The organism is Microbacterium sp. NPDC076911, from assembly GCF_040687125.1.
In the GTDB taxonomy this organism is placed as follows: Bacteria; Actinomycetota; Actinomycetes; order Actinomycetales; family Microbacteriaceae; genus Microbacterium.
The window spans coordinates 301,121-321,502 of the sequence record NZ_JBFBMP010000005.1 but is presented as its reverse complement, the minus strand read 5'-3'; the positions used below and the strand labels follow the sequence as shown (position 1 = coordinate 321,502).

General features: G+C 63.7%; 10 protein-coding genes. 1 reads left to right on the top strand and 9 read right to left on the bottom strand.

All coding sequences use genetic code 11. From position 1 onward, the window contains the following. Positions 1 to 10 precede the first annotated feature (10 nt). The 5 genes from AB0O81_RS10350 to AB0O81_RS10330 all read right to left on the bottom strand — a co-directional run bounded on the left by AB0O81_RS10350 (position 11) and on the right by AB0O81_RS10330 (position 9,559). Positions 11 to 5,968 (bottom strand): Ig-like domain-containing protein, encoded by a 5,958-nt coding sequence (locus AB0O81_RS10350; RefSeq protein WP_363583917.1) that lies wholly within the window; start codon positions 5,966 to 5,968, stop codon positions 11 to 13. After that, a complete protein-coding gene (locus tag AB0O81_RS10345) occupies positions 5,968 to 7,107 on the bottom strand; it encodes a serine/threonine-protein kinase (RefSeq protein WP_363583915.1) in 1,140 nt (379 codons plus the stop codon). The genes AB0O81_RS10350 and AB0O81_RS10345 overlap by 1 nt, the downstream gene beginning before the upstream one ends. A gap of 153 nt (positions 7,108 to 7,260) precedes the next feature. Further along, the gene (locus AB0O81_RS10340; RefSeq protein ID WP_363583913.1) at positions 7,261 to 7,917 is read right to left on the bottom strand and encodes a spermidine/putrescine ABC transporter substrate-binding protein; all 657 of its coding nucleotides are present in this window, start codon (positions 7,915 to 7,917) and stop codon (positions 7,261 to 7,263) included. 59 nt (positions 7,918 to 7,976) lie between these two features. Further along, complete coding sequence (locus AB0O81_RS10335) at positions 7,977 to 8,471, bottom strand: hypothetical protein (protein WP_363583911.1); 495 nt, start codon at positions 8,469 to 8,471, stop codon at positions 7,977 to 7,979. A gap of 14 nt (positions 8,472 to 8,485) precedes the next feature. Next, positions 8,486 to 9,559, bottom strand: coding sequence for an ABC transporter (locus AB0O81_RS10330; protein ID WP_363583909.1), 1,074 nt, complete (start codon positions 9,557 to 9,559; stop codon positions 8,486 to 8,488). Between the two features lie 173 nt (positions 9,560 to 9,732). On the opposite strand from AB0O81_RS10330, the gene AB0O81_RS10325 reads away from it, so the two are divergent. Beyond that, the gene (locus AB0O81_RS10325; RefSeq protein ID WP_363583907.1) at positions 9,733 to 10,344 is read left to right on the top strand and encodes a hypothetical protein; all 612 of its coding nucleotides are present in this window, start codon (positions 9,733 to 9,735) and stop codon (positions 10,342 to 10,344) included. A 15-nt stretch (positions 10,345 to 10,359) separates the two neighbouring features. Here AB0O81_RS10325 and AB0O81_RS10320 read toward each other — a convergent pair whose 3' ends face one another. From AB0O81_RS10320 to AB0O81_RS10305, 4 genes are all read right to left on the bottom strand, one after another. After that, positions 10,360 to 10,995: a hypothetical protein gene (locus tag AB0O81_RS10320; protein WP_363583905.1), complete on the bottom strand. Its 636-nt coding sequence runs from the start codon at positions 10,993 to 10,995 to the stop codon at positions 10,360 to 10,362. A 138-nt stretch (positions 10,996 to 11,133) separates the two neighbouring features. After that, positions 11,134 to 15,000, bottom strand: a complete 3,867-nt coding sequence (gene rpoC, locus AB0O81_RS10315; RefSeq protein ID WP_363583903.1) for a DNA-directed RNA polymerase subunit beta' — start codon at positions 14,998 to 15,000, stop codon at positions 11,134 to 11,136. A 41-nt stretch (positions 15,001 to 15,041) separates the two neighbouring features. Then, on the bottom strand, positions 15,042 to 18,536 hold the full coding sequence (locus AB0O81_RS10310; RefSeq protein WP_363583901.1) for a DNA-directed RNA polymerase subunit beta: 3,495 nt from the start codon (positions 18,534 to 18,536) through the stop codon (positions 15,042 to 15,044). Positions 18,537 to 18,827: 291 nt separating this feature from the next. Beyond that, positions 18,828 to 20,375, bottom strand: a complete 1,548-nt coding sequence (locus AB0O81_RS10305) for a 5-oxoprolinase/urea amidolyase family protein (RefSeq protein WP_363583899.1) — start codon at positions 20,373 to 20,375, stop codon at positions 18,828 to 18,830. Between the last annotated feature and the right edge of the window lie 7 nt (positions 20,376 to 20,382).

Below are 20,382 nucleotides of genomic sequence, written 5' to 3'. Positions count from 1 at the left end.
CCGCACCGGTTCAGGGTGTCGGTTCAGGTGTGATCGGCAGGTTGGGGTCGCACGTAGCCGAGAGTGTGCTCGACGCGGGGGAAAGCCCCCACCCCTGCGCGCTCCAGCCCGCGGACACGCTGACACCCTCTACCAAGACCGCGCCAACTGGAACGGTCCACGTGTTTGCCGCGTGGGCGAGCAACGCGCCGGAGGCATCGTAATAGCGCACCGTGCTGTTGCCGAAGGTCACGTTGGCCTCCGAGCCATTGGGCGCCTTCGACGAATCCCAGGCGGTGCGCAATTCTGATCCACCCACACAGGAGGTGATATTCCAGCTCACTTGTAGCTGATAGGGAGCGCTGCCAGCACGCGGGCTGACCGTGGCCCACGGTGTCGACCAGTCTTGCCAGTCGTCGTGCACGTACCTCACCCGCATTCCGGGGTCTTGCCCGAAGATGCTCGTCGATGGGCCGCCGCTGAACTCGGCGTGCGTGCGGCGCGGAATATCCTCGGTAGTCGTGGGCTGGTCGCGGATAATCCACTCGGCGCGCTGCGATGCGACGTTGGGGGTCGCATCAACAACGAAACTCCAATTCTGCGGCGCCGTGCGATCTTGGTACGCACGCACTGTCTGCTGCGCCTCAGTTCGTCCGTATGAGATCTCGTTGCGGTACGACTCCACACACGCGGTGAAAGAGTGAGAGTCACCGGTCGCGACTCCCGTGAAGACGACGACCGGTCCGGCAGTGCCGACCGTGCAAGTCTGGCCCTGGGGAACGACGCCGTAGCGAAGCGTCGAGCCGGTACCGTTTGCCGTTGCAGACACCCGAGCCTCGATAGTGGCGGTGCCGTCTGACTGAGACGTTGCCGTCAGCGCGAGCTGCACATTGCGCGGTGCGCCGATGCCATTGGTCGTCACCCTGGCCGACAATCCTGAGGAGCTGCCAGGCAAGCCATTCGGGATCTCAAACCGAGAGAACGGGGTAACGGTGACGGAGGTAGCCACGTTGGTCGCAACTCGGTAGGAGCTCACCTCGACCGTCGACTGGTTGCGGGCGACCGGCACGCGCACGGTTTCACCCGTGGCGCTCGTGATCTCGAGGCTGCCGGTCTGATCGGAGTCGATGCCATCGATCACCAGCGACACGGCTCCGCCCTCGCCCGCGGTTACCACCGGAGTGCCCGTGACCTTGGTCGGCGCGGCCGGCGGGTCATATGCCCACGCAATTGTGCGCACACTGGAATGCGACTCGCCCACATCGCTCACCGCTGTCGCTACATACGTGCGCTTCTGCCCGTTTACAGCAGGGATGGCACCACAGGTTCCGTTGGCCGCACACCGCGCGACCGTCTCGCCATCAACGCGCACAATGAAGCCGGTCAACGCCGGATACGCCAATCGAGCGTCACCGGGGTCGACGCGCAGCGTCACGCTGCCACTCTCGTAGGCGCTCTGCACGACGCTGGCGGGAGCCTTGGGAAAGCCGAGAAGATCGAGTAGCAGCCGCCCGTCACGTTGAGCGCTGGTCACTCGCCCCTGTGCGTCGCTCACAGAAAACGTCGCGGCGCAGGTGGCGCCCGGCGCCTCGTCGGTCCAACTCGCTGTCACCGAGGTCAGACTAGCCACGGTGAAAGTCACCCCCACGCACGCACCCGTGCCACGCACAGCCTCGACCTCGAGTGGTGTACCCGGCAACGGATTGACCTCACCGGAGGCACCGATGACATCGAATGTGCACGACGATCCGTTCGACTGAGAGCACTGTTGGGTGACTGATCCGCCCTGCGGAAGCGTCGACGGCGCTGCCCCAACGCGCATGATGAGCCGCACTGCGCTCACTGACGGGTGGCTCACGACGGCTACGGCTGCTGCCTCTTCGGTTCCGGGCACCGCCGCATCTCGACCGGTGACGAAGACCTCCGAGCCGCTTTGCGTCACCACGAACGCGGCACCTGAGTAGTCAACCGAATACTCGATGCTGTTCCAGTCTTCACGCAGCTGCCACGACGTCAGATCGCGAAGATCAAAGCTTGCGGTCTCGCCGGGCCCGACGGTCATCGAGCCTGCCTTGAGCACCGGCTGAGGGTCAAGGGCCTGAATGACAACGGGCACCGAGAGGTAGGTCCAGTCTTCTTGCCCCTCAAGCCGCACCGGAACCACACAAGCGTCAGTCCACGGCGCGCCTACGCCCGCGTCATAAGTGACACTCGTCGCGCCGCCGTGGGCACAGCTGGCCTCGCCGCGCGCGCCCGACACGGTGACGGAGGGTGACACCTGCAACGTTGCGCCACGAGGAACAGCGACGAGTTCGGCCATATCAAAGGTGAGCGATTCCAGCTCTGTGACCTCGAGCGGCGGTGTGCCAGCCCGCAACGAGAGCGCCAAGTCTTCATCCCCGGGTACGCGCAGGAAGGCGTACGTCGTCATCTCGCCTGACGTGCCCTCTCCCGTGACGGCGAAGGGAATGAGGCGGCTTCGCGCAGGAAGGTCTCCGCTCAGCATCCGCCCGTTCACATCGACATCGGTCGGGTCTTGCCACAGCGACAGTTCAAGGTCACCGATGTCGCCGCCCGACCACGCAACCTTCCCGCTGAGGACATCGACTCCCGACTCAAAATCCTCGCGAGTTTCCACTGTCAACACGGTGTCGTCCACGACCGGAAAGTCGGGGACGCTTTCACGCACTACTCGCACCACAATGAGTCCGCGCGCGGTATTGCCCGAGTCAGACTCGAGGTCGTACAGGTAGGACTTCGTGCCAGGGTCAGTGCCTGCATTGAGCACGATCGTAGAATCATCCATCGATTCGACAAGGCCATCGAGGCGCGCGTACTCCGGGTTGTCGGTGCCATCGGCGAACTGCGCGGGAAGATCGGGGCGTACCGCGGTCAACGTCAGGGTGCCGTTGGTCGGGTCGATGTCGTTGGCGAGGGGACTGATCCTGATCTGATTGCCCTCACCTGCCTGCACTTGCACGTAGTCCGAGAAGGTAACCGGGCTCGGGTTCGATTGAGCATCGAGCACGCCGATGCGCGCTGTGCCCTCGGCTTGCTCTCCGAATTCATCAACCACTTGATAGCGGAAAGTCGCCTGTCCGCGGTCCCCGGTGACACTGCTGTAAAGAATGGAGCGCCCGTCAGCGGCTATCGTCGCCGCGCCTCGCTCAGGCTGAGTCACGATTCGTTCCAGCGTGACGGTATCGCCATCTGGATCCATACCGAAGTCGTCAAAGTCAATCGCCACGGTCTGGCCGCTGAGCACCCGACCTTCGAGGGTCTCTGGCACTGGTGCCCGGTTGGTGTCTGCTGAAAGCACCCGCACGCGCACGGTCGCGGTGTCGGCCAGCGAGGGCGCTCCCGTCGAGAACGCCTCATAGTCAATGGTGTAGTCGCCGGGCGTCGTTGGCGCCAGATATCGCAGGGTCTCTCCCGAAGCGAAGGCAAGCGCATCAGAGGCTGATGACACGACCGAAGCCGGATTCAGCGTGGGCGCACCACCCGAAGGGGCAATATCGTTCTCGAGCACTGGGATGTCTATCTGGCCACCCGCACGCACAACGACAGAATCATCCACCGCAATGGGCGCGAGTTCAGGCGCCGGCGGCAGCAAGTAGACCGTCGCTTCGCCTTCGATTCGCGCGCCAGCGTCTTCGGTTCCGTCGCTCACAACGTACGACACCGTGCCCAGACGCCCTGCGGCACCCGTTGCTGTCGTGCCCGAAACGCGCAGATTGTTCTGCCCCACGGCATCCACCGACAACTGCGCTCCCGGCTCTGCGGTGGCAACCGCATCGCTCAGCAGCAGAACGCGTCGCGTCGGATTCGAAACAGCGGTGAACACGTCGAGTGTGGCGTCTTCTTGGGGATAGACAAACGCAACAACGGGCGACGTCGACAACTCGGCGGGGGCGTCAGCCGGCACCAGCGTGATGAGTGCGGTGCCCGTCTCGTCGCTTTGGCCATCAGTCACGGTGAAGTCGACGCGGTATGTGCCAGGATCAGCCGCCGTGAAATCGAACTGCGTCGTGCCGCCCACAGCGGTGGCAGTAGCGTTCGCGTCATCGAGCACGCGCACCGACTCGAGCGACAGCGCACCGGTGGTGCCAGTGACGTGCGCGGCGACATCTATCGTGGTGCGGCCGCCCGCGAGATCGATGGTCGAGAAAGACTGCACGGTGAGTTGTGGTTGCGGCGACACCCTGATGGCCAGCGCGCGTTCGGTCTGCTCACCAGCAGTGTCGGCGACCGTCACCGTGAGCTCGACAAGCTCTTCGCTGCCGCCACCGCTGTCACTGTGTTGGTAGACCACGTCGCCCGCTGGCGTGGCCGCAACGCTGCCGACTTGCGAGGGGTTTTCTACAGCGAGCAGCAGCAGCGGATCTCCATCGGGGTCAACCCAGCCCGGCAACACTGGCACTGTCACCGTGCCGCCGCGCGCGACCTCGGGCTGTGGCCACTCGAGCAAGCAGCCCTCGACGCCGCACCACTGCGGGGCGGTGTTCTCGCTCTCGCTGTGCACGGTGAGCGTGACGGCTGTCGGCTCGGAGCGAAGCCCGTCTGGTGCCGTGCCGTCTTGCACCGCGTAGGTGAAATCAGCACTGCCGTTCGCCCCGGGGGCGACGCTGACAACGAGCCGCTGACCATCGTCTGTGATGCGCACCGTGCCGAAGGTCTCATCGAGCCCAATGATCGAATCAGGAACGATCGTCAGCACGTCTTCGTTCGGGTCATGGTCGTTCATCAGCACGGGCAACGTCACCAAACGGCCAGTGCGCACGCCGAATGCGTCTGGCTCAGCGATGGGTGGCTTGGGGTCGAGAACCACTTCACGCTCTTCGTCGCTGGGCACTGCCTCTGGATCTGTCCGGTCATCGAGCGACCAATCCTGGCTCGATGCCAGCAACTCACCGGTAAACACGTTCCACGCCCAGCCCGAGCGAGTGTCGTTGAGGATGGCCGTGCGTTCGCCGAGCACGAAGACTGGTCGGCGCTGATCGGGCAGACTTTCGCCGCCGTAGTCGAGCAAAACGTCGCCGACTCCCCGCGTCCACAGCACGCCTCCGGTATCGGCCTGCCCCAGCCACGCGGCGTACAGCGCACCGTCCCGGCTGACGGGGGTCGCGGGGATGCCCCTCACTGTGGTGCCGTCACCCACCAGCGTGGTGACCTCCGATCCGTCCGTCGGCACGGCGATGAGTGAGGTCTCGTCGGCGAGGTAGATGGCATCGGCCCCGGCATCCGGAGCGGCAACGACAACGGTTCCGGTGGTGGCTGCGACCGCGCGCTCACCGCCGCTCAGCCACACTTCGCCGTCTTCAGCGTCAACCAGTGCCCACTGATCGCCCGCCGCCGTGATCAACGGGGCACCGAGCCCCTCAACCGTCAACTCATCGCGCGCTCGCACATCATCGGCGGCGATGTCATACAGCAGCACCGCGGCGTCGGCGCTCGAATAGGAGAACAGCAGGCCTCGCTCATCGACCGCGATCGCGTCGGCCGCGTACTGGGGAGCAGTCTCGTCGTCGGTGAGAAACGGATCGAGTTGGGTTGTGGTGCCGCTCGAGAGCGTTCCGACAAATACGTTGCCCGAATCGGTGCGGTAGGCCACATAGTCACCCGCCGTGACGACAAAAACCGTGCCCGCGGGGGTTGAGGTAGCACTCGCGAGAGCGGCTTCGTCAAGGTCGATTGGCTGCGCTTCGTCGATTCGTGTGACTTTGCTCAGGCTGTCGCTGAACAGATATGCCGCGTCAGGTGCCTGCACCACCCGATCCGGGTTGCTGATGTCACGCACGGTGTCGAGTTCGTCGATGACGGTGTTCACGCGCGCATAGCGTCGCCCCTCACCGGTTTGCAACGCCCACACCGCATCGTCGATCTCGGGGGTGTCCTGGGCGTCCAAGCCCGGCCAGACCACGCTGATGCCGATGACCACTGCCGCCACCGCTGACGCTGCGACGATTCCGGTGGTCGTGCTGCGGCGCATCAGAGTGCGCCTGTTGCAAACAGGGTGGCGACGACGCCGATGGCCACCGCGAAGATCGCACCCACGACACCGCCCGCCAACCAGTGCCAGCGTGGGCGCGTCGCGCCCGACGGCGCCGAGAACTCGGTGTCTTCATCACGAGCGAGCGTTGACATGCCCGTGTCACTGCGGGGCTTACGAGTCACGTCTCGCTCAATTCGCGACCGCGCCGGTCCGCGCAGCTCAGCGTCAGAGAAATCAACCGGCGCAGAAGACGGCAGCCACTCTGCGTCGGGAACCTCTACCGGCGTGGGCGAGAGGTGCATCTCGGTCTGCACACCTCGTAAAGCGTTGGCAAACTCCAGCGCGGAAGCGTATCTGCGCTCGGGGTCTCGAGACATCGCTTTAGCAAGCGCGGTGTGAAGCGAGGGGGGCACATCATCGCGCGCTATCTCGGTGTAGCTCGCCCGAGCGATGCGGCGACGCAACAGCTCTTTGGTGTTCTGCCCGCGCTCGCGCCGCTCGAACGGGCTGTGGCCAGCCAACAGTGAATAGACCGTCGCGCCGAGACTCCACACCTCGCTCGCAATGGTGCCAGCGGAAGACTCCGAGATCACCTCGGGCGCGCTCCAGGGAATAGACATCGCAAGCATCTCGTCGGCGCTTCGGCTCATCAACGACGACGAGATGCCGAAGTCAGCAAGCACGGGCGTACCGAAGGTGGTGATCAGGATGTTGCTGGGCTTGACATCCCGGTGCACGAGACCTGCCCGGTGCGCCGATTCCAGCGCACTGGCGATTCGAATGCCGGTCACGAGCACTTCTTCGACGGGAATCCGTTCCAGTCGGTAGCGTTGCGCGAGCGACCCCGGGCAGTACTCCATCACGATGTAAGGGCGACCGTCCGCAGAGATGCTCGCCTGGTAGACGGTGACGATTGACGGGTGCGCAGACAGATGTGCCAGCACATCGGCTTCGGCGTTGAACATGCGACGCAGGTCTGCGTCGCGCACGTCGCTCGGCAGCACCTTCACCGCGACACTTCGTCGGGGCATGTCCTGCTCGTACAGAAACACATCAGCAAACCCACCCGAACCGAGCGGCCGAATGTAGGCGAGGCCAGGCAGGATCGGGGGCGCTGAAGGAAGACGACTTGCCATGCGCCGACCCCCCGCAATTTTCCGCTGTTCGCTTCGTGATGTGTGAGCGCCGCCTGAGCACCGCAAACTCGGTCATGCTAACAAATTCCCACGAGGGTTCCTCACCCTCTCGACTCCGCTGTGTAAAGCCATCACACACAGTGGATGCTGAGCTCAGTCGTTCAACGGATCATTCGGGTCGAACGGGGCGTCGAGTGACCGCGTGAGTTCCTCGAGCATCGCCTCGATCTGCGGTTCGACGAACTCGTGAATGGCAGTCTGAATTCGAAGGCGATGATGCAGCAGCACCGCACAGATTTCACGTCCGACCATATTCGCGTAGTCGTCGGCCAGGCCCACCTCCTGCCGCAACGCGGCTTTCGCCTCCGCGCTCAGCGGGGGAAGATCGGGCACGGCCGAGTCGACCTCTTCGGCAAGGCCGGAGATGGTGAAGAGGAATGGCGCTCCGGGCACCGGGTCGGGGTCCAACGGCAGCCCTTCAAATTCTGGCTCGAGCCCCTCAGCGGGTCGATAGCTGCGCGCCCTGTTGCGCGCGGCTTGCTGGTCGAGCTCGGTTTGAAGCATCGGCAGGTTCACCGAGGTGTACACGGCAACCGCACGATCCACGATCGTCTTGATGCGAGTGGAAAGTCCATGTTGCACCCCATGCGGCACATCCGCCCCGAGCCCGGCTGCTGACAGCACTGGAGACCCGAAGCAACGTCGACACGGAGCGACGCGGCCACGATGCGTGGCTGGCTCCCATCGAGGCAACCAAAGTAGCCAGGCGTCGACTGCCTGGCTCACCTGGGTCTCGATTGACCGCTCCACCCTCCCCACGGTAGCGCCGCATTGCCGAAATCGTTGGTGGGCGTGCCCTTCGCGCGGCACTATTCGTCGTCTTCGCGCTCTTCTCGTTCCCACGGCCAGCGCGGCTGCGAGGCGTGAGTGCGCATCACGGCAATACCCGCCCATGCACATACGAACGCTGAAGCCGCGATCGCGGCCCCAAACCACGTGGTCGCAATCGATACGGCCGCGCTCGTGGCGCGTGCGATATCTGAACTAGTGAAGAGTGCCGTGAGCCAGAGCGCAACGAGGTAGCTGACATACGCGGCCACCGTTGTCGTCGCCGAGGCCCAATACGAGGGATGCTGTTGACGTACGGCTCCCGACAGCACCAGGGCGAACGCGCCCAGCGACGCCAAGAGCCCTACGACAGCGGGCGCCTGTCCGAGACCTGGCACCGCGATGACGTCCTGGTCGAGCACCAGGCTGGTCATGCCGAGGCCGAAGATGACGAGCGCGACATAGCCAATCGACGCAAACGCCAACGCGGCGGCCGGGCGGTTGGACCCGCCCTGACCGCCGCGTTCAGACGTCATGTGTGTTGCCGAGGTTATTGCTGGGTGAGCTGAGGGCCCGCCTCAAGTGTGCGCTCGTACTCCCGCTGCGCCTCCACGTTGAGCTCGGTCACTCGCTTGCCGCGAGCGGCAACCCACGCACCGAACCAGATGGTGAGCTCGCGTCCGATCACGAACGCCGCAATGGCAAGTGGTGCGAGCATCTCGGCTTCAACCAGCGCGGCGCCTTCACTTGCGGTGAGGGTCCAAAACGGCGCCTGGAAGAGTGCGCCAAGAATGTGACCGGCATAGGATGCGACGCCGACGAGTAGGCCGAAGATGACCCATGCTCCCCAACGTCCGCGGTTGATGATGGCTCCGAGCAACCAGAATGCAACGTAGAAAACGACAACCGGGACCCACAGCGACCAGGTAGCCAGTGCGTCCAACGCGGCCGTGCCGACGTTGTCAATGGTCACGGCGCCGGTGATCGCGCCGAAGCCCAGCCACGCTCCGAGATACAGCACACCGAAGGCGATCGCCGCCAGCAGACCGATCGCGCCTGCAGCGGCTCGATTGCCTCGTGGGCGAGGTGCCTCGGGAGCCTGAACGAAGATTGGCTGCTGCGCGTAACCCGTGGCGGCGGGAGCGACGTATTCAATCGCTGGCTCGCTCGGTGTGACGGGAGCAACCTCCGTCGGGGCATCCGCGGGTGCGTAGGCGGTGGTGACTGCGTCGTCAGACGGCGCGTAGGCAGTGGTGACGGGTTCCGCTGCGGCCGGAGTGTTGCCGGCCGTCTCAGCCGACCCGACATTCTCAGTCGCCGGCGCTGCGGCAACGGGCGTTGCCTCGGCAATGGGGTCGCCACCGAGCGACGAGTACTCGTCTGCCCACGCCTTTTCTACATTGGCATCAGGGTCAATTGGTGTTTCGCCGGCTGACGCCTCGTCAGCGGCGGACGGCGAGCCGTCGTAGGCCGGGGCCTCATTCGGGGCACTGGTCGCGTCGTTCACGGCATCGCCGCGAGCGGCTTCCGCGTCGGCAAGACCCTCGTTGGCGCGCCCGACGACATCGTCGACAGACGTCGGTTCGTCTACCGGCTCGCCGTATGAAGACTTGGGATCACTCATCGAAGGCACTCCTCACGCAGGGCTCTTCCCCGCCCTGCCGACAATAACGTCCTGAGACCGATGTTCCCCGTAGGCGTGCCGTGGTTTAGCGCGGGCGCGTCGTGGCGTTTTTGTGACCGCAAGTGCGCCGAGAGCCCCTACTCGCTTTCGGCAAAGGCGATTAGGGTTACCGCATGAGACGACACTCTTTGCCGCGGGTCGCGCTAGCAGCATCCATTCTGGCCACTGTGGCCGTTTTCGCAGGGTGCGCGTCGGAGTCTCAATCCACTCCCTCGCCCACCGACTCAGCGTCCGCGACGCTGGTGCCGAGCCCGACTCCTATCGCCACCATCACCCCGGATGCGACACCGAGTGCGTCCGCAGAGGCGCAGGCCGAGATTCCGGAGGACTGCGGCGGGCTTCTCACGGCAGCCGTGGCACAGGAGCTCGACGGTGTTCCCCTCAACGACGCGGCGTTCGGCCCTTCAGGGTCGCAACCCGACGGGAGCTTGATCTGCATCTGGGGCGATTCCGCAGCAGATACGACAAACCTCACAACCACGATCTCGTACATGTCGCGTGGCCCCGCCCTCGACATGCTCAACGAGCTCGTCGATGACCAAGACTTCACCTGCTACACACCGAGCGGTGGAACGCGATGCGAGAAGACGTGGGAGAACGCCACCTATCCCGTTATCGACGGGCGCACTGTGTTCTGGCGCGACGGCGTGCTGATCGATACTCGCTATTCGAATCTCGCCCCGAGCGGCTACACCGACGCCCTGGTCGCCAGCGTCTACGGATAGCGGCTCTTCGCGGCGTTATTCGACTGGCTCTTCTTCGCCCCATACGAATGCGCTAAGGCGCGAGCCGTACGCTTCGGGGTGCCACGCCGACTCGACGCTTGAGAGCCACCAGCCATCACGAACCGTCTGCGTTTCGAGCACGTCGCCGCTGGTGCGTGTGCAGTACACGCCCGCATCGACGCTCGTGCACGTGAAGCCCTCGCTCTCAAGCGACGCCTCAGCGATGATGACGGCGTCTTCGCCCACTTGAGAGAGCGTCGACACCACGGTGCGACCCTCGTGCCATCGCCAATCACAGGTGACCCGAACCACAGGTTGCAGGGCATCGGTGAGCGCGGTGGCCTCGCTGGCGGGCGACGCTGTTGTCTGAGAGAGCAAGGCGCCCGCTTGCCACGCCATCACGGCCCATAGCGAGTCAGGGTATAGCGCACGACAGTCGAAATCGCCTTCTTCTGCCGCGAGTTCAGTCGGGCTGGGCCCTTCGGCAGGCTCGGGCTCTGCCGCAGAAGCTTCGCGGAGCATTGCGCCACCCCACTGGCCGAGAATGGGTGCCATGGGCACGGCAAGCCAGACCAGGACTGCCACGATCGCCGCGCAGATCAGACCGATAGGCACGGCAAGCCAGGCGTTGCGCCCACCGACTCGTGCCATCGTCATTCCTCCAAGCTCCACGCTAATCGCATCTCGCAAATGCCCTGCATCGGCACGGCATCGGATTCGATAGTGCCAGCGAAAACGACGAAGTGCCCCGGGAAACCCCGGGGCACTTCGTTCACTTCAGACGTGTGACTAGTTGTAGCTCGTGAAGTCGTCGGTCGTGAAGCTGTCGAAATCGACGTAGCTCAGGTCAGCATCGGTGTAGGCGCCGTCCGAAGCGAAGATGCGGTGCGGGTAGCGCTCGCTCTTTGCTTCTTCGGTTGCCTCGACCGTGACGTTGCGGTACTTGGTGAGTCCCGTTCCGGCAGGGATGAGCTTTCCGATGATGACGTTCTCTTTGAGGCCCATCAACGGGTCGCTCTTGCCGTCCATCGCTGCCTGGGTGAGGACTCGCGTCGTCTCCTGGAAGGATGCGGCCGAGAGCCACGATTCGGTCGCGAGCGACGCCTTCGTGATACCCATCAGCTCGGGGCGACCCGAAGCCGGGCGCTTGCCGGAACCGACCGCTTCGCGGTTGATCAGCTGGTAGCGCTTGAAGTCAACGAGCTCGCCCGGCAGCAACGTGGTCTCGCCGTGGTCGACCACGGTGACCTTGCGCAGCATCTGGCGGACGATGACCTCGATGTGCTTGTCGTGAATCGGCACACCCTGCGAGCGGTATACGTTCTGCACACCGTTCACGAGGTACTGCTGCACCTCGCGGGCACCCATGACACGCATGACCTCCTTGGGGTCGAGCGTGCCGACCAGAAGGGGCTGCCCGACCTCAACGCGGTCGCCATCCTCAACGAGCAAGGTTGCTCGCTTGAGTACGGGGTAGACGTGCGGCTCGTCGCCGTTGTCGGGCGTGAGGATGACCTTCTTCGCCTTGTCGGTTTCATCGATCGTGATACGACCAGCCGACTCGGCGATGGGCGACGCACCCTTGGGGGTACGTGCCTCGAAGAGCTCTTGCACACGGGGAAGACCCTGGGTGATGTCATCCGCCGAAGCCGAACCACCCGTGTGGAAGGTACGCATCGTCAGCTGAGTACCGGGCTCACCGATCGACTGCGCAGCGATGATGCCAACGGCCTCACCGATGTCAACGATCTTGCCTGTCGCGAGCGAACGACCGTAGCAGCGCGCACACACACCGACAGCCGAGTCACAGGTAAGCACCGAACGGACCTTGATGGTCTCGATGCCGCCCTCGACGAGCTTGTTGATGAGGATGTCGCCCACGTCATCGCCAGCAGCAGCGAGAACTTCGCCCTTGCTGTCCACAACATCAGCCGCGAGGGTACGTGCGAACACGGAGTTCTCGACGTTGGCGTCCTTGACGAGCGCGCCGTCAACAACTTCAGCGATCGTGAAGTCGAGACCCTTGCGAGTGCCACAGTCTTCTTCGCGGATGATGACGTCCTGAGACACGTCCACGAGACGACGCGTGAGGTAACCCGAGTCAGCCGTACGAAGGGCGGTGTCGGCCAGACCCTTACGAGCACCGTGGGTGGCGATGAAGTACTCCGCAACCGACAGACCTTCACGGTATGACGAGATGATCGGGCGAGGGATGATCTCACCCTTCGGGTTGTTCACCAGGCCACGCATACCCGCGATGTTGCGGATCTGGAGCCAGTTACCACGAGCACCCGACGACACCATGCGGTTGATGGTGTTGTCTGCCGGGAAGTTGGCGCGCATCGCCTTCTGAACCTCGTCGGTGGCCTCGGTCCAGATCTTGATGAGCTCCTGACGACGCTCTGCGTCGGTCGTGAGGCCCTTCTCGAACTGTGCCTGAACCTTCGCAGCCTGCTTCTCGTAGCCGCCAACGATCTCAGCCTTGTTCGGCGGGGTGAGGATGTCGCTGAGCGCAACGGTCACACCAGAACGCGTCGCCCAGTAGAAGCCCGCGTCCTTGATTCGGTCGAGCGATGCTGCAACCTCAACCTTGGGGTATTCCTCGGCCAGCTTGTTGACGATCTGCGACAGCTTGCCCTTGTCTGCCTGCTCGCGAACGAACGGGTAGCCCTTAGGGAGGGTGTCGTTGAAGATCGCCTGACCGAGAGATGCGTCAAGCAGGCCGTGCTTCTCGTAGCCCTCAGGCGCTTCGCCCTCGAGGAACGTGAGGCCTGGAACGCGGATGCGCACCTTGGCCTGCAGGTCAAGAGAACCCTCGTCCTTGGCCATGATCGCTTCACTGACGGAGCCGAATGCACGACCCTCGCCCGCTGCGCCTTCCTTGACCGTGGTCAGGTGGTGCAGACCGATGATCATGTCCTGCGAAGGCAGGGTGACCGGACGGCCGTCCGAAGGCTTCAGGATGTTGTTCGAAGCGAGCATCAGAATGCGCGCTTCAGCCTGAGCCTCGACCGACAGCGGCAGGTGCACGGCCATCTGGTCACCATCGAAGTCAGCGTTGAACGCTGCACATACGAGCGGGTGAAGCTGGATCGCCTTGCCCTCAACAAGCTGAGGCTCGAACGCCTGGATGCCGAGACGGTGAAGCGTGGGTGCACGGTTGAGCAGCACCGGACGCTCGCGGATGATCTCTTCGAGAACGTCCCACACCTCGGGGCGCGTACGCTCCACGGCACGCTTGGCTGCCTTGATGTTCTGCGAGTGGCCAAGGTCGATAAGACGCTTGATCACGAACGGCTTGAACAACTCGAGTGCCATCTGCTTGGGCAGACCACACTGGTGCAGCTTCAGCTGAGGACCGACGATGATGACCGAACGACCCGAGTAGTCAACGCGCTTTCCGAGCAGGTTCTGGCGGAATCGACCCTGCTTACCCTTCAGCATGTCGCTGAGGGACTTGAGGGCACGGTTGCCAGTACCGGTGACGGGGCGACCACGGCGACCGTTGTCGAACAGTGCGTCGACGGCCTCCTGCAGCATGCGCTTCTCGTTGTTCACGATGATCTCAGGCGCACCGAGGTCGATCAGACGGCGAAGGCGGTTGTTGCGGTTGATCACGCGGCGGTACAGGTCGTTGAGGTCGCTTGTTGCGAAACGGCCACCGTCGAGCTGCACCATCGGGCGAAGCTCCGGCGGAATGACCGGAACGACATCGAGCACCATCGACGCGGGCGAAGCACCGGTCGACAGGAACGAGTTGACGACCTTCAGTCGCTTGATCGCACGGATCTTGCGCTGGCCCTTGCCCTCAGAGATCTGCAGGTGCAGGCTGTCGGCTTCCGCTGCGAGATCGAACGTCTGCAAACGACGCTTGATCGACTCCGCACCCATGTGGGCTTCGAAGTACTGGCCGAAACGGTCCTGAAGCTCGTGGAAGATCTCGTCTTCACCCTTGAGCTGGCCGACCTCGAGCGTGCGGAAGTCTTCCCACACCTTCTCAAGACGGATGATCTGCTCGTCGAAGTTCTTGCGGGTTGCTGCCATCTCTTTCTCGGCAGCATCCTTGAGCTTCTTCTTCTGGTCAGCCTTGGCGCCTTCAGCTTCGAGAGCAGCAAGCTCGTCTTCCAGCTTCTGCAGGCGGTTCGCAACGCGGGTGTCGCGACGCTCGCCGAGAGTCTTCAGCTCGAGGCGAATGTTGTTCTCCTGCGTAGCCAGGTCGCGGTGACGAGCATCTTCGTCAACCGAGATGACCATGTAGGCGGCGAAGTAGATGACCTTCTCAAGGTCCTTCGGCGCCATGTCGAGCAGGTAGCCCAAGCGCGAGGGAACGCCCTTGAAGTACCAGATGTGGGTGACGGGAGCCGCGAGCTCAATGTGGCCCATGCGCTCACGACGAACCGAGGACTTGGTGACCTCGACGCCGCAACGCTCACAGACGATTCCCTTGAAGCGCACGCGCTTGTACTTGCCACACGCGCACTCCCAGTCACGCGAGGGTCCGAAGATCTGCTCTCCGAAGAGACCGTCCTTCTCGGGCTTGAGCGTGCGGTAGTTGATTGTTTCGGGCTTCTTGACCTCACCGAATGACCAACGACGAATGTCGTCGGCGGTGGCCAGGCCAATGCGAAGCTGGTCGAAAGAGTTTGATTCGAGCACTAGTTCTCCTGTGTCGGAAATTCGTTCGTTGCCTGGCCGGATCAGATCTCGTCGATTGACGAGGATTCGAAGCGGCTCGAGATGTTGATGCCGAGCTCTTCCGCAGCGCGGAAGGCCTCGTCGTCGGTGTCACGCAGGTTGACAGGGGTGCCGTCCGCTGAGAGTGCTTCAACGTTCAAGCACAGCGACTGCATCTCCTTGAGGAGAACCTTGAAGGACTCGGGAATGCCGGGCTCCTGAATGTTCTCGCCCTTGACGATGGCCTCGTACACCTTGACGCGGCCGAGGATGTCGTCGGACTTGATCGTGAGGAGCTCCTGCAGCGCGTATGCGGCACCGTAAGCCTCAAGCGCCCACACTTCCATCTCACCGAAGCGCTGTCCGCCGAACTGAGCCTTACCACCGAGCGGCTGCTGGGTGATCATCGAGTACGGGCCCGTCGAGCGTGCGTGAATCTTGTCGTCGACAAGGTGGTGCAGCTTCAGGATGTACATGTAACCCACCGAGACAGGTGCCGGGAACGGGTCGCCGGAGCGGCCGTCGAACAGCATCGTCTTACCCGAGGAGTCCACCAGACGCTCGCCGTCACGCGTAAGCGTGGTCGAATCCAAAAGACCGGCGATCTCCTGCTCGAACGCGCCGTCGAACACCGGGGTGGCGACCTTCGTGTTCGGTGCAGCTTCACGAGCCTCTTCCGGAAGCTTGGCTGCCCACTCGGGGGTGCCTTCGACCTTCCAGCCCTGCTTGGCGATCCAGCCGAGGTGAAGCTCGAGCACCTGGCCGAAGTTCATTCGACCCGGAATACCGAGCGGGTTGAGAACGACGTCGACGGGCGTGCCGTCGGGCAGGAAGGGCATGTCTTCGATCGGAAGGATCTTCGCGATGACGCCCTTGTTGCCGTGACGACCAGCGAGCTTGTCACCTTCGGTGATCTTGCGCTTCTGGGCGATGTAGACAACAACGCGGCGGTTGACACCCGAGCCGAGCTCGTCGTCACCGTCTTCAGCGTTGAACTCCTTGACGGCGATGATCGTGCCCTGCTCACCGTGGGGAACCTTCAGCGAGGTGTCACGAACTTCGCGGCTCTTCTCGTTGAAGATGGCACGGAGCAGACGCTCTTCAGCACTGAGCTCGGTCTCACCCTTAGGCGTGACCTTGCCGACGAGGATGTCACCGGGGCGAACCTCGGCACCGATGCGGATGATGCCTCGCTCGTCGAGGTCCTTCAGCAGGTCGGGGCTGACGTTGGGCAGGTCGCGCGTGATCTCTTCCTTGCCGAGCTTCGTGTCACGAGCGTCAACCTCATACTCCTCGATGTGAATCGAAGAGAGGGTGTCGTCCTTCACGAGGTTCTGGCTGAGGATGATCGCGTCCTCGAAGTTGTGACCTTCCCACGTCATGAACGCCACGAGCAGGTTCTTGCCGAGCGCGAGCTCGCCATTCTCTGTCGCAGGACCATCGGCGAGAACTTCACCAACGTCGACGCGGTCACCCGCGGAAACGATCACACGCTGGTTGTAGCTGGTGCCCTGGTTGGAGCGGTCGAACTTGCGCAGGTAGTACTCCTGCGTGCCGCCCTCGTCGAGCTGAACGGTGACGACATCTGCCGACACCTCCATGACCACACCGGCCTTTTCTGCGGTGATGACGTCACCCGCATCGATGGCTGCGTAGCCCTCCATACCGGTTCCGACGACAGGCGACTCGCTGCGAAGCAGCGGCACAGCCTGACGCTGCATGTTGGCACCCATGAGTGCACGGTTCGCGTCGTCGTGCTCGAGGAAGGGGATCAGCGACGTAGCAACCGAGACCATCTGGCGGGGCGAAACGTCCATGTAGCCGATTTCGCTGGCGTGGAAGAGGTCGACCTCGCCACCCTGACCGCGACGGGCAAGTACGCGCTCGTCGACGAATGCGCCGTCAGCCTTCAGCTCAACACCGGCCTGAGCAACGATGAAGTCGCTCTCTTCGCTGGCGGTGAGGTAGTCAATCTGCTCGCTGACCTTGCCGTCGATGACCTTGCGGTACGGCGTCTCAATGAAACCAAACGAGTTGATGCGCGCGAACGATGCGAGCGAGCCGATCAGACCAATGTTCGGTCCTTCAGGCGTCTCAATCGGGCACATACGGCCGTAGTGCGAGGGGTGAACGTCACGAACCTCGACACCGGCACGCTCACGTGACAGACCGCCGGGTCCAAGCGCCGAAAGGCGACGCTTGTGCGTCAAACCCGCGAGCGGGTTGTTCTGGTCCATGAACTGCGACAGCTGCGAGGTGCCGAAGAACTCCTTGATCGCCGCGACGACGGGGCGCACGTTGATCAGGGTCTGCGGGGTGATCGCTTCGATGTCCTGCGTGGTCATGCGCTCGCGAACGACGCGCTCCATGCGGGAAAGACCGGTGCGAACCTGGTTCTGGATGAGCTCGCCGACAGCGCGGATACGGCGGTTGCCGAAGTTGTCGATGTCGTCGGTGGCGAGACGGATCTCGGCGGGCTTGCCGCTGCGGATGCCGTCGTACGCGAAGTCGCCGCGGTGCAGGCGAACCATGTACTTGATCGTGGCGATGATGTCTTCGACGCTCAGAACCGAGTCGCTCAGCTGCTTGTCGATGCCCAGCTTGTGGTTGATCTTGTAGCGACCAACCTTTGCCAGGTCGTAGCGCTTCGAGTTGAAGTAGAAGTTGTCGAGGAGCGCACGCGCTGCCTCAGCGGCAACCTGCTCGCCCGGACGAAGCTTGCGGTAGATGTCGCGAAGCGCATCTTCCTTCGTGAGGATGGTGTCTTTCGAGAGCGTCTCTTCGATCGAGTCGAAGCCGGCGAACTCAGCGAGGATGTCTTCGGTGGTCAGGCCGAGAGCCTTGAGGAAGACGGTGACCGACTGCTTGCGCTTGCGGTCGATACGAACGCCGACCTGGTCGCGCTTGTCGATCTCGAACTCAAGCCATGCACCGCGGCTGGGGATCACACGCGCCGAGACGATGTCTTTGTCACTCGTCTTGTCGGGCGTCTTGTCGAAGTACACACCGGGCGAACGCACCAGCTGCGAAACGACGACACGCTCGGTGCCGTTGATGATGAACGTGCCCTTGCCGGTCTGCAGGGGGAAGTCGCCCATGAAGACGGTCTGAGTCTTGATCTCACCGGTCTGGTGGTTCATGAACTCGGCCTCGACGTAGAGGGGGGCGGCGTACGTCTTGCCGCGCTCCTTGCACTCTTCGATCGAGTACTTCTCGGGCTCAAGGTAGGGGTTGGTGAACGAGAGTTGCATCGTCTCGCTCAGATCCTCGATCGGTGAGATCTCTTCGAAGATCTCCTCCAGACCGCTGATCTCGGGGACGTCGGTACGTCCCGCCTGCTTGGCCTCCGCGACACGTGCCGCCCATGCTTCGTTACCGACGAGCCAATCGAATGACTCAGTCTGCAACGCGAGCAGGTCAGGGACCGTCAGCGTGTCAGAGATCTTGGCGAACGAGAGCCGGGATACTCCGCGGCCGTTCTTGAGGGTGGTGGTGGATGCGTTACGCGCAGCAGCCAAGGGGATTACCTCCGTGGGCCCGGGTAAGGGCTCGTTTCCTTGTCGTCAGGTGAAGGCTCTTCTTCCCCAAAATCAACTCGCCCCACTCCGCAACAGATCCGAAAATCAAGCGGGGGGCGCGCAGACACAGCCGACCACCATATGAGGGCAGGGGGATTCCAAGAGCGCAACTACCAACTATATGCGGGAAGACGCGCCATGTCCAGCCCGATTCTTGACGAGGGTTGGATGCTGCGGTATAACTACGCGCAAGACGCGCGTTTCGCCGCACACAACCGGGCATCTCACGCCTCAGCGCGGCGCGTGCCGAAACCGCACCCGGGTGCCTGGGCGCGCTTGGCCGAGCAGCGAGAGTGCAGCATCCGTCACCACAGCGATCACCGGATAACCGCCCGTGACCGGGCCATCAGCCATCAGCACCGTGGGCTGTCCGCTCGGAGGCACCTGAATCGCGCCGGGCATCATTCCCTCGCTCGGCAGCTCACCAACGCGCTCGCGCGCCAGCGGTGGGCCATCAAGGCGGATGCCCACTCGGTCGGCATTGTTCGACACGACCCACACGGTGTCAAAGAACGTTGCGCGCGCACGCTCGTCGAACCAGTCTGCGCGCGGCCCCTCCGCAAGCTCGATGTCGAGATCACCGTCGTGCGGCGCCTCCCACGGACTGAGATCAACCGGTGGAATCGGGCTGGCATCCGCCTGGCTCAACGACAGCTGATCGCCGGAGCGCAACGGCGGTTCGCCAAGGCCAGCAAGCACATCGCTCGCGCGTGAGCCGAGAACGGTGGGGCCGCCCCACCCGCCACGAACGGCAAGATAGGCGCGAGCGCCGCGCGTGAACCAGTCGAGATGGAGTTGCTGACCCCGGAGCCACTGCACGGGTCGGTAGGGGTCGACAGGGTGTCCGTCGAGTGTCGCCGCGCCCGATGCGCCGGCGAACGCGATCCACAGGTCGCGCTCGGCTCTCGCGCGAAACCCGCCCATCGTGACCTCGATTGCGGCAGCCGTCTCAGCATTGCCGAGCAGCCGGTTGGCCGTGGACAACGCGCGTCGGTCGAGCGCTCCTGACGGAGCCACTCCGAGGGACGCCGCGCCGGGGCGACCGAGATCCTGCAGAGTCGCGAGCAATCCCGGTTCGACGACGCGGATGGCCGTGGGATCGTCGAGCGCCGTGCCGCCAGTTGCCGGAGTAACGGGGGTCGTGGGCGCGAGCGCATCGACCCTGCGAAAGCGCACTCGCATGCCGGGATTCAGCAGCGCGGGGCGCTCGGCCTCGGGTACGAACAGGGGCGCGTCGGTGGCACCGATGAGCCGCCACCCGCCGGGAGTCTCACGCGGGTAAGCACCTGAGAAACCGCCTGCCAAGCCGACTGCCCCTACCGGCACTCGGGTGCGCGGCGCGTCGAGGCGCGCCACATCGTGGGGCCAATCAGCACTCACCAAGTACCCAAACCCTGGCGCGAAGCCGGTGAATGCCACCGTCCACTCGGCGCTCAAATGATCGTCGATCAAGCGCTCCGCTGTGACGCCCAGCAGCGCGGCGGTGTCGGCCAGGTCCGCGCCGTTGTAGACGATGTCAACTTGCTGCAATTCGCCTTGCTGCTGCGCGGCTGTGTCTGCCGTCGAGGCGGCGTCGAGCGCCCAGGCGCGTGCGGCCGCAACGCTCAGCGTGCGCGGGTCTACCCGCACGAGCACGGTGCGCGCCGCGGGAACGAGGTCAATGACACCCGCGGCGCGCGAGGCAGCGAGCGCCGCGTGCGTGGCGAGCACCTCGTCGAGCGTTGAAACTTCAAGCAGAAAAGCGCTCTCGCCCATCGGCAGGGCGCGCACGGTCACCATGGCACGG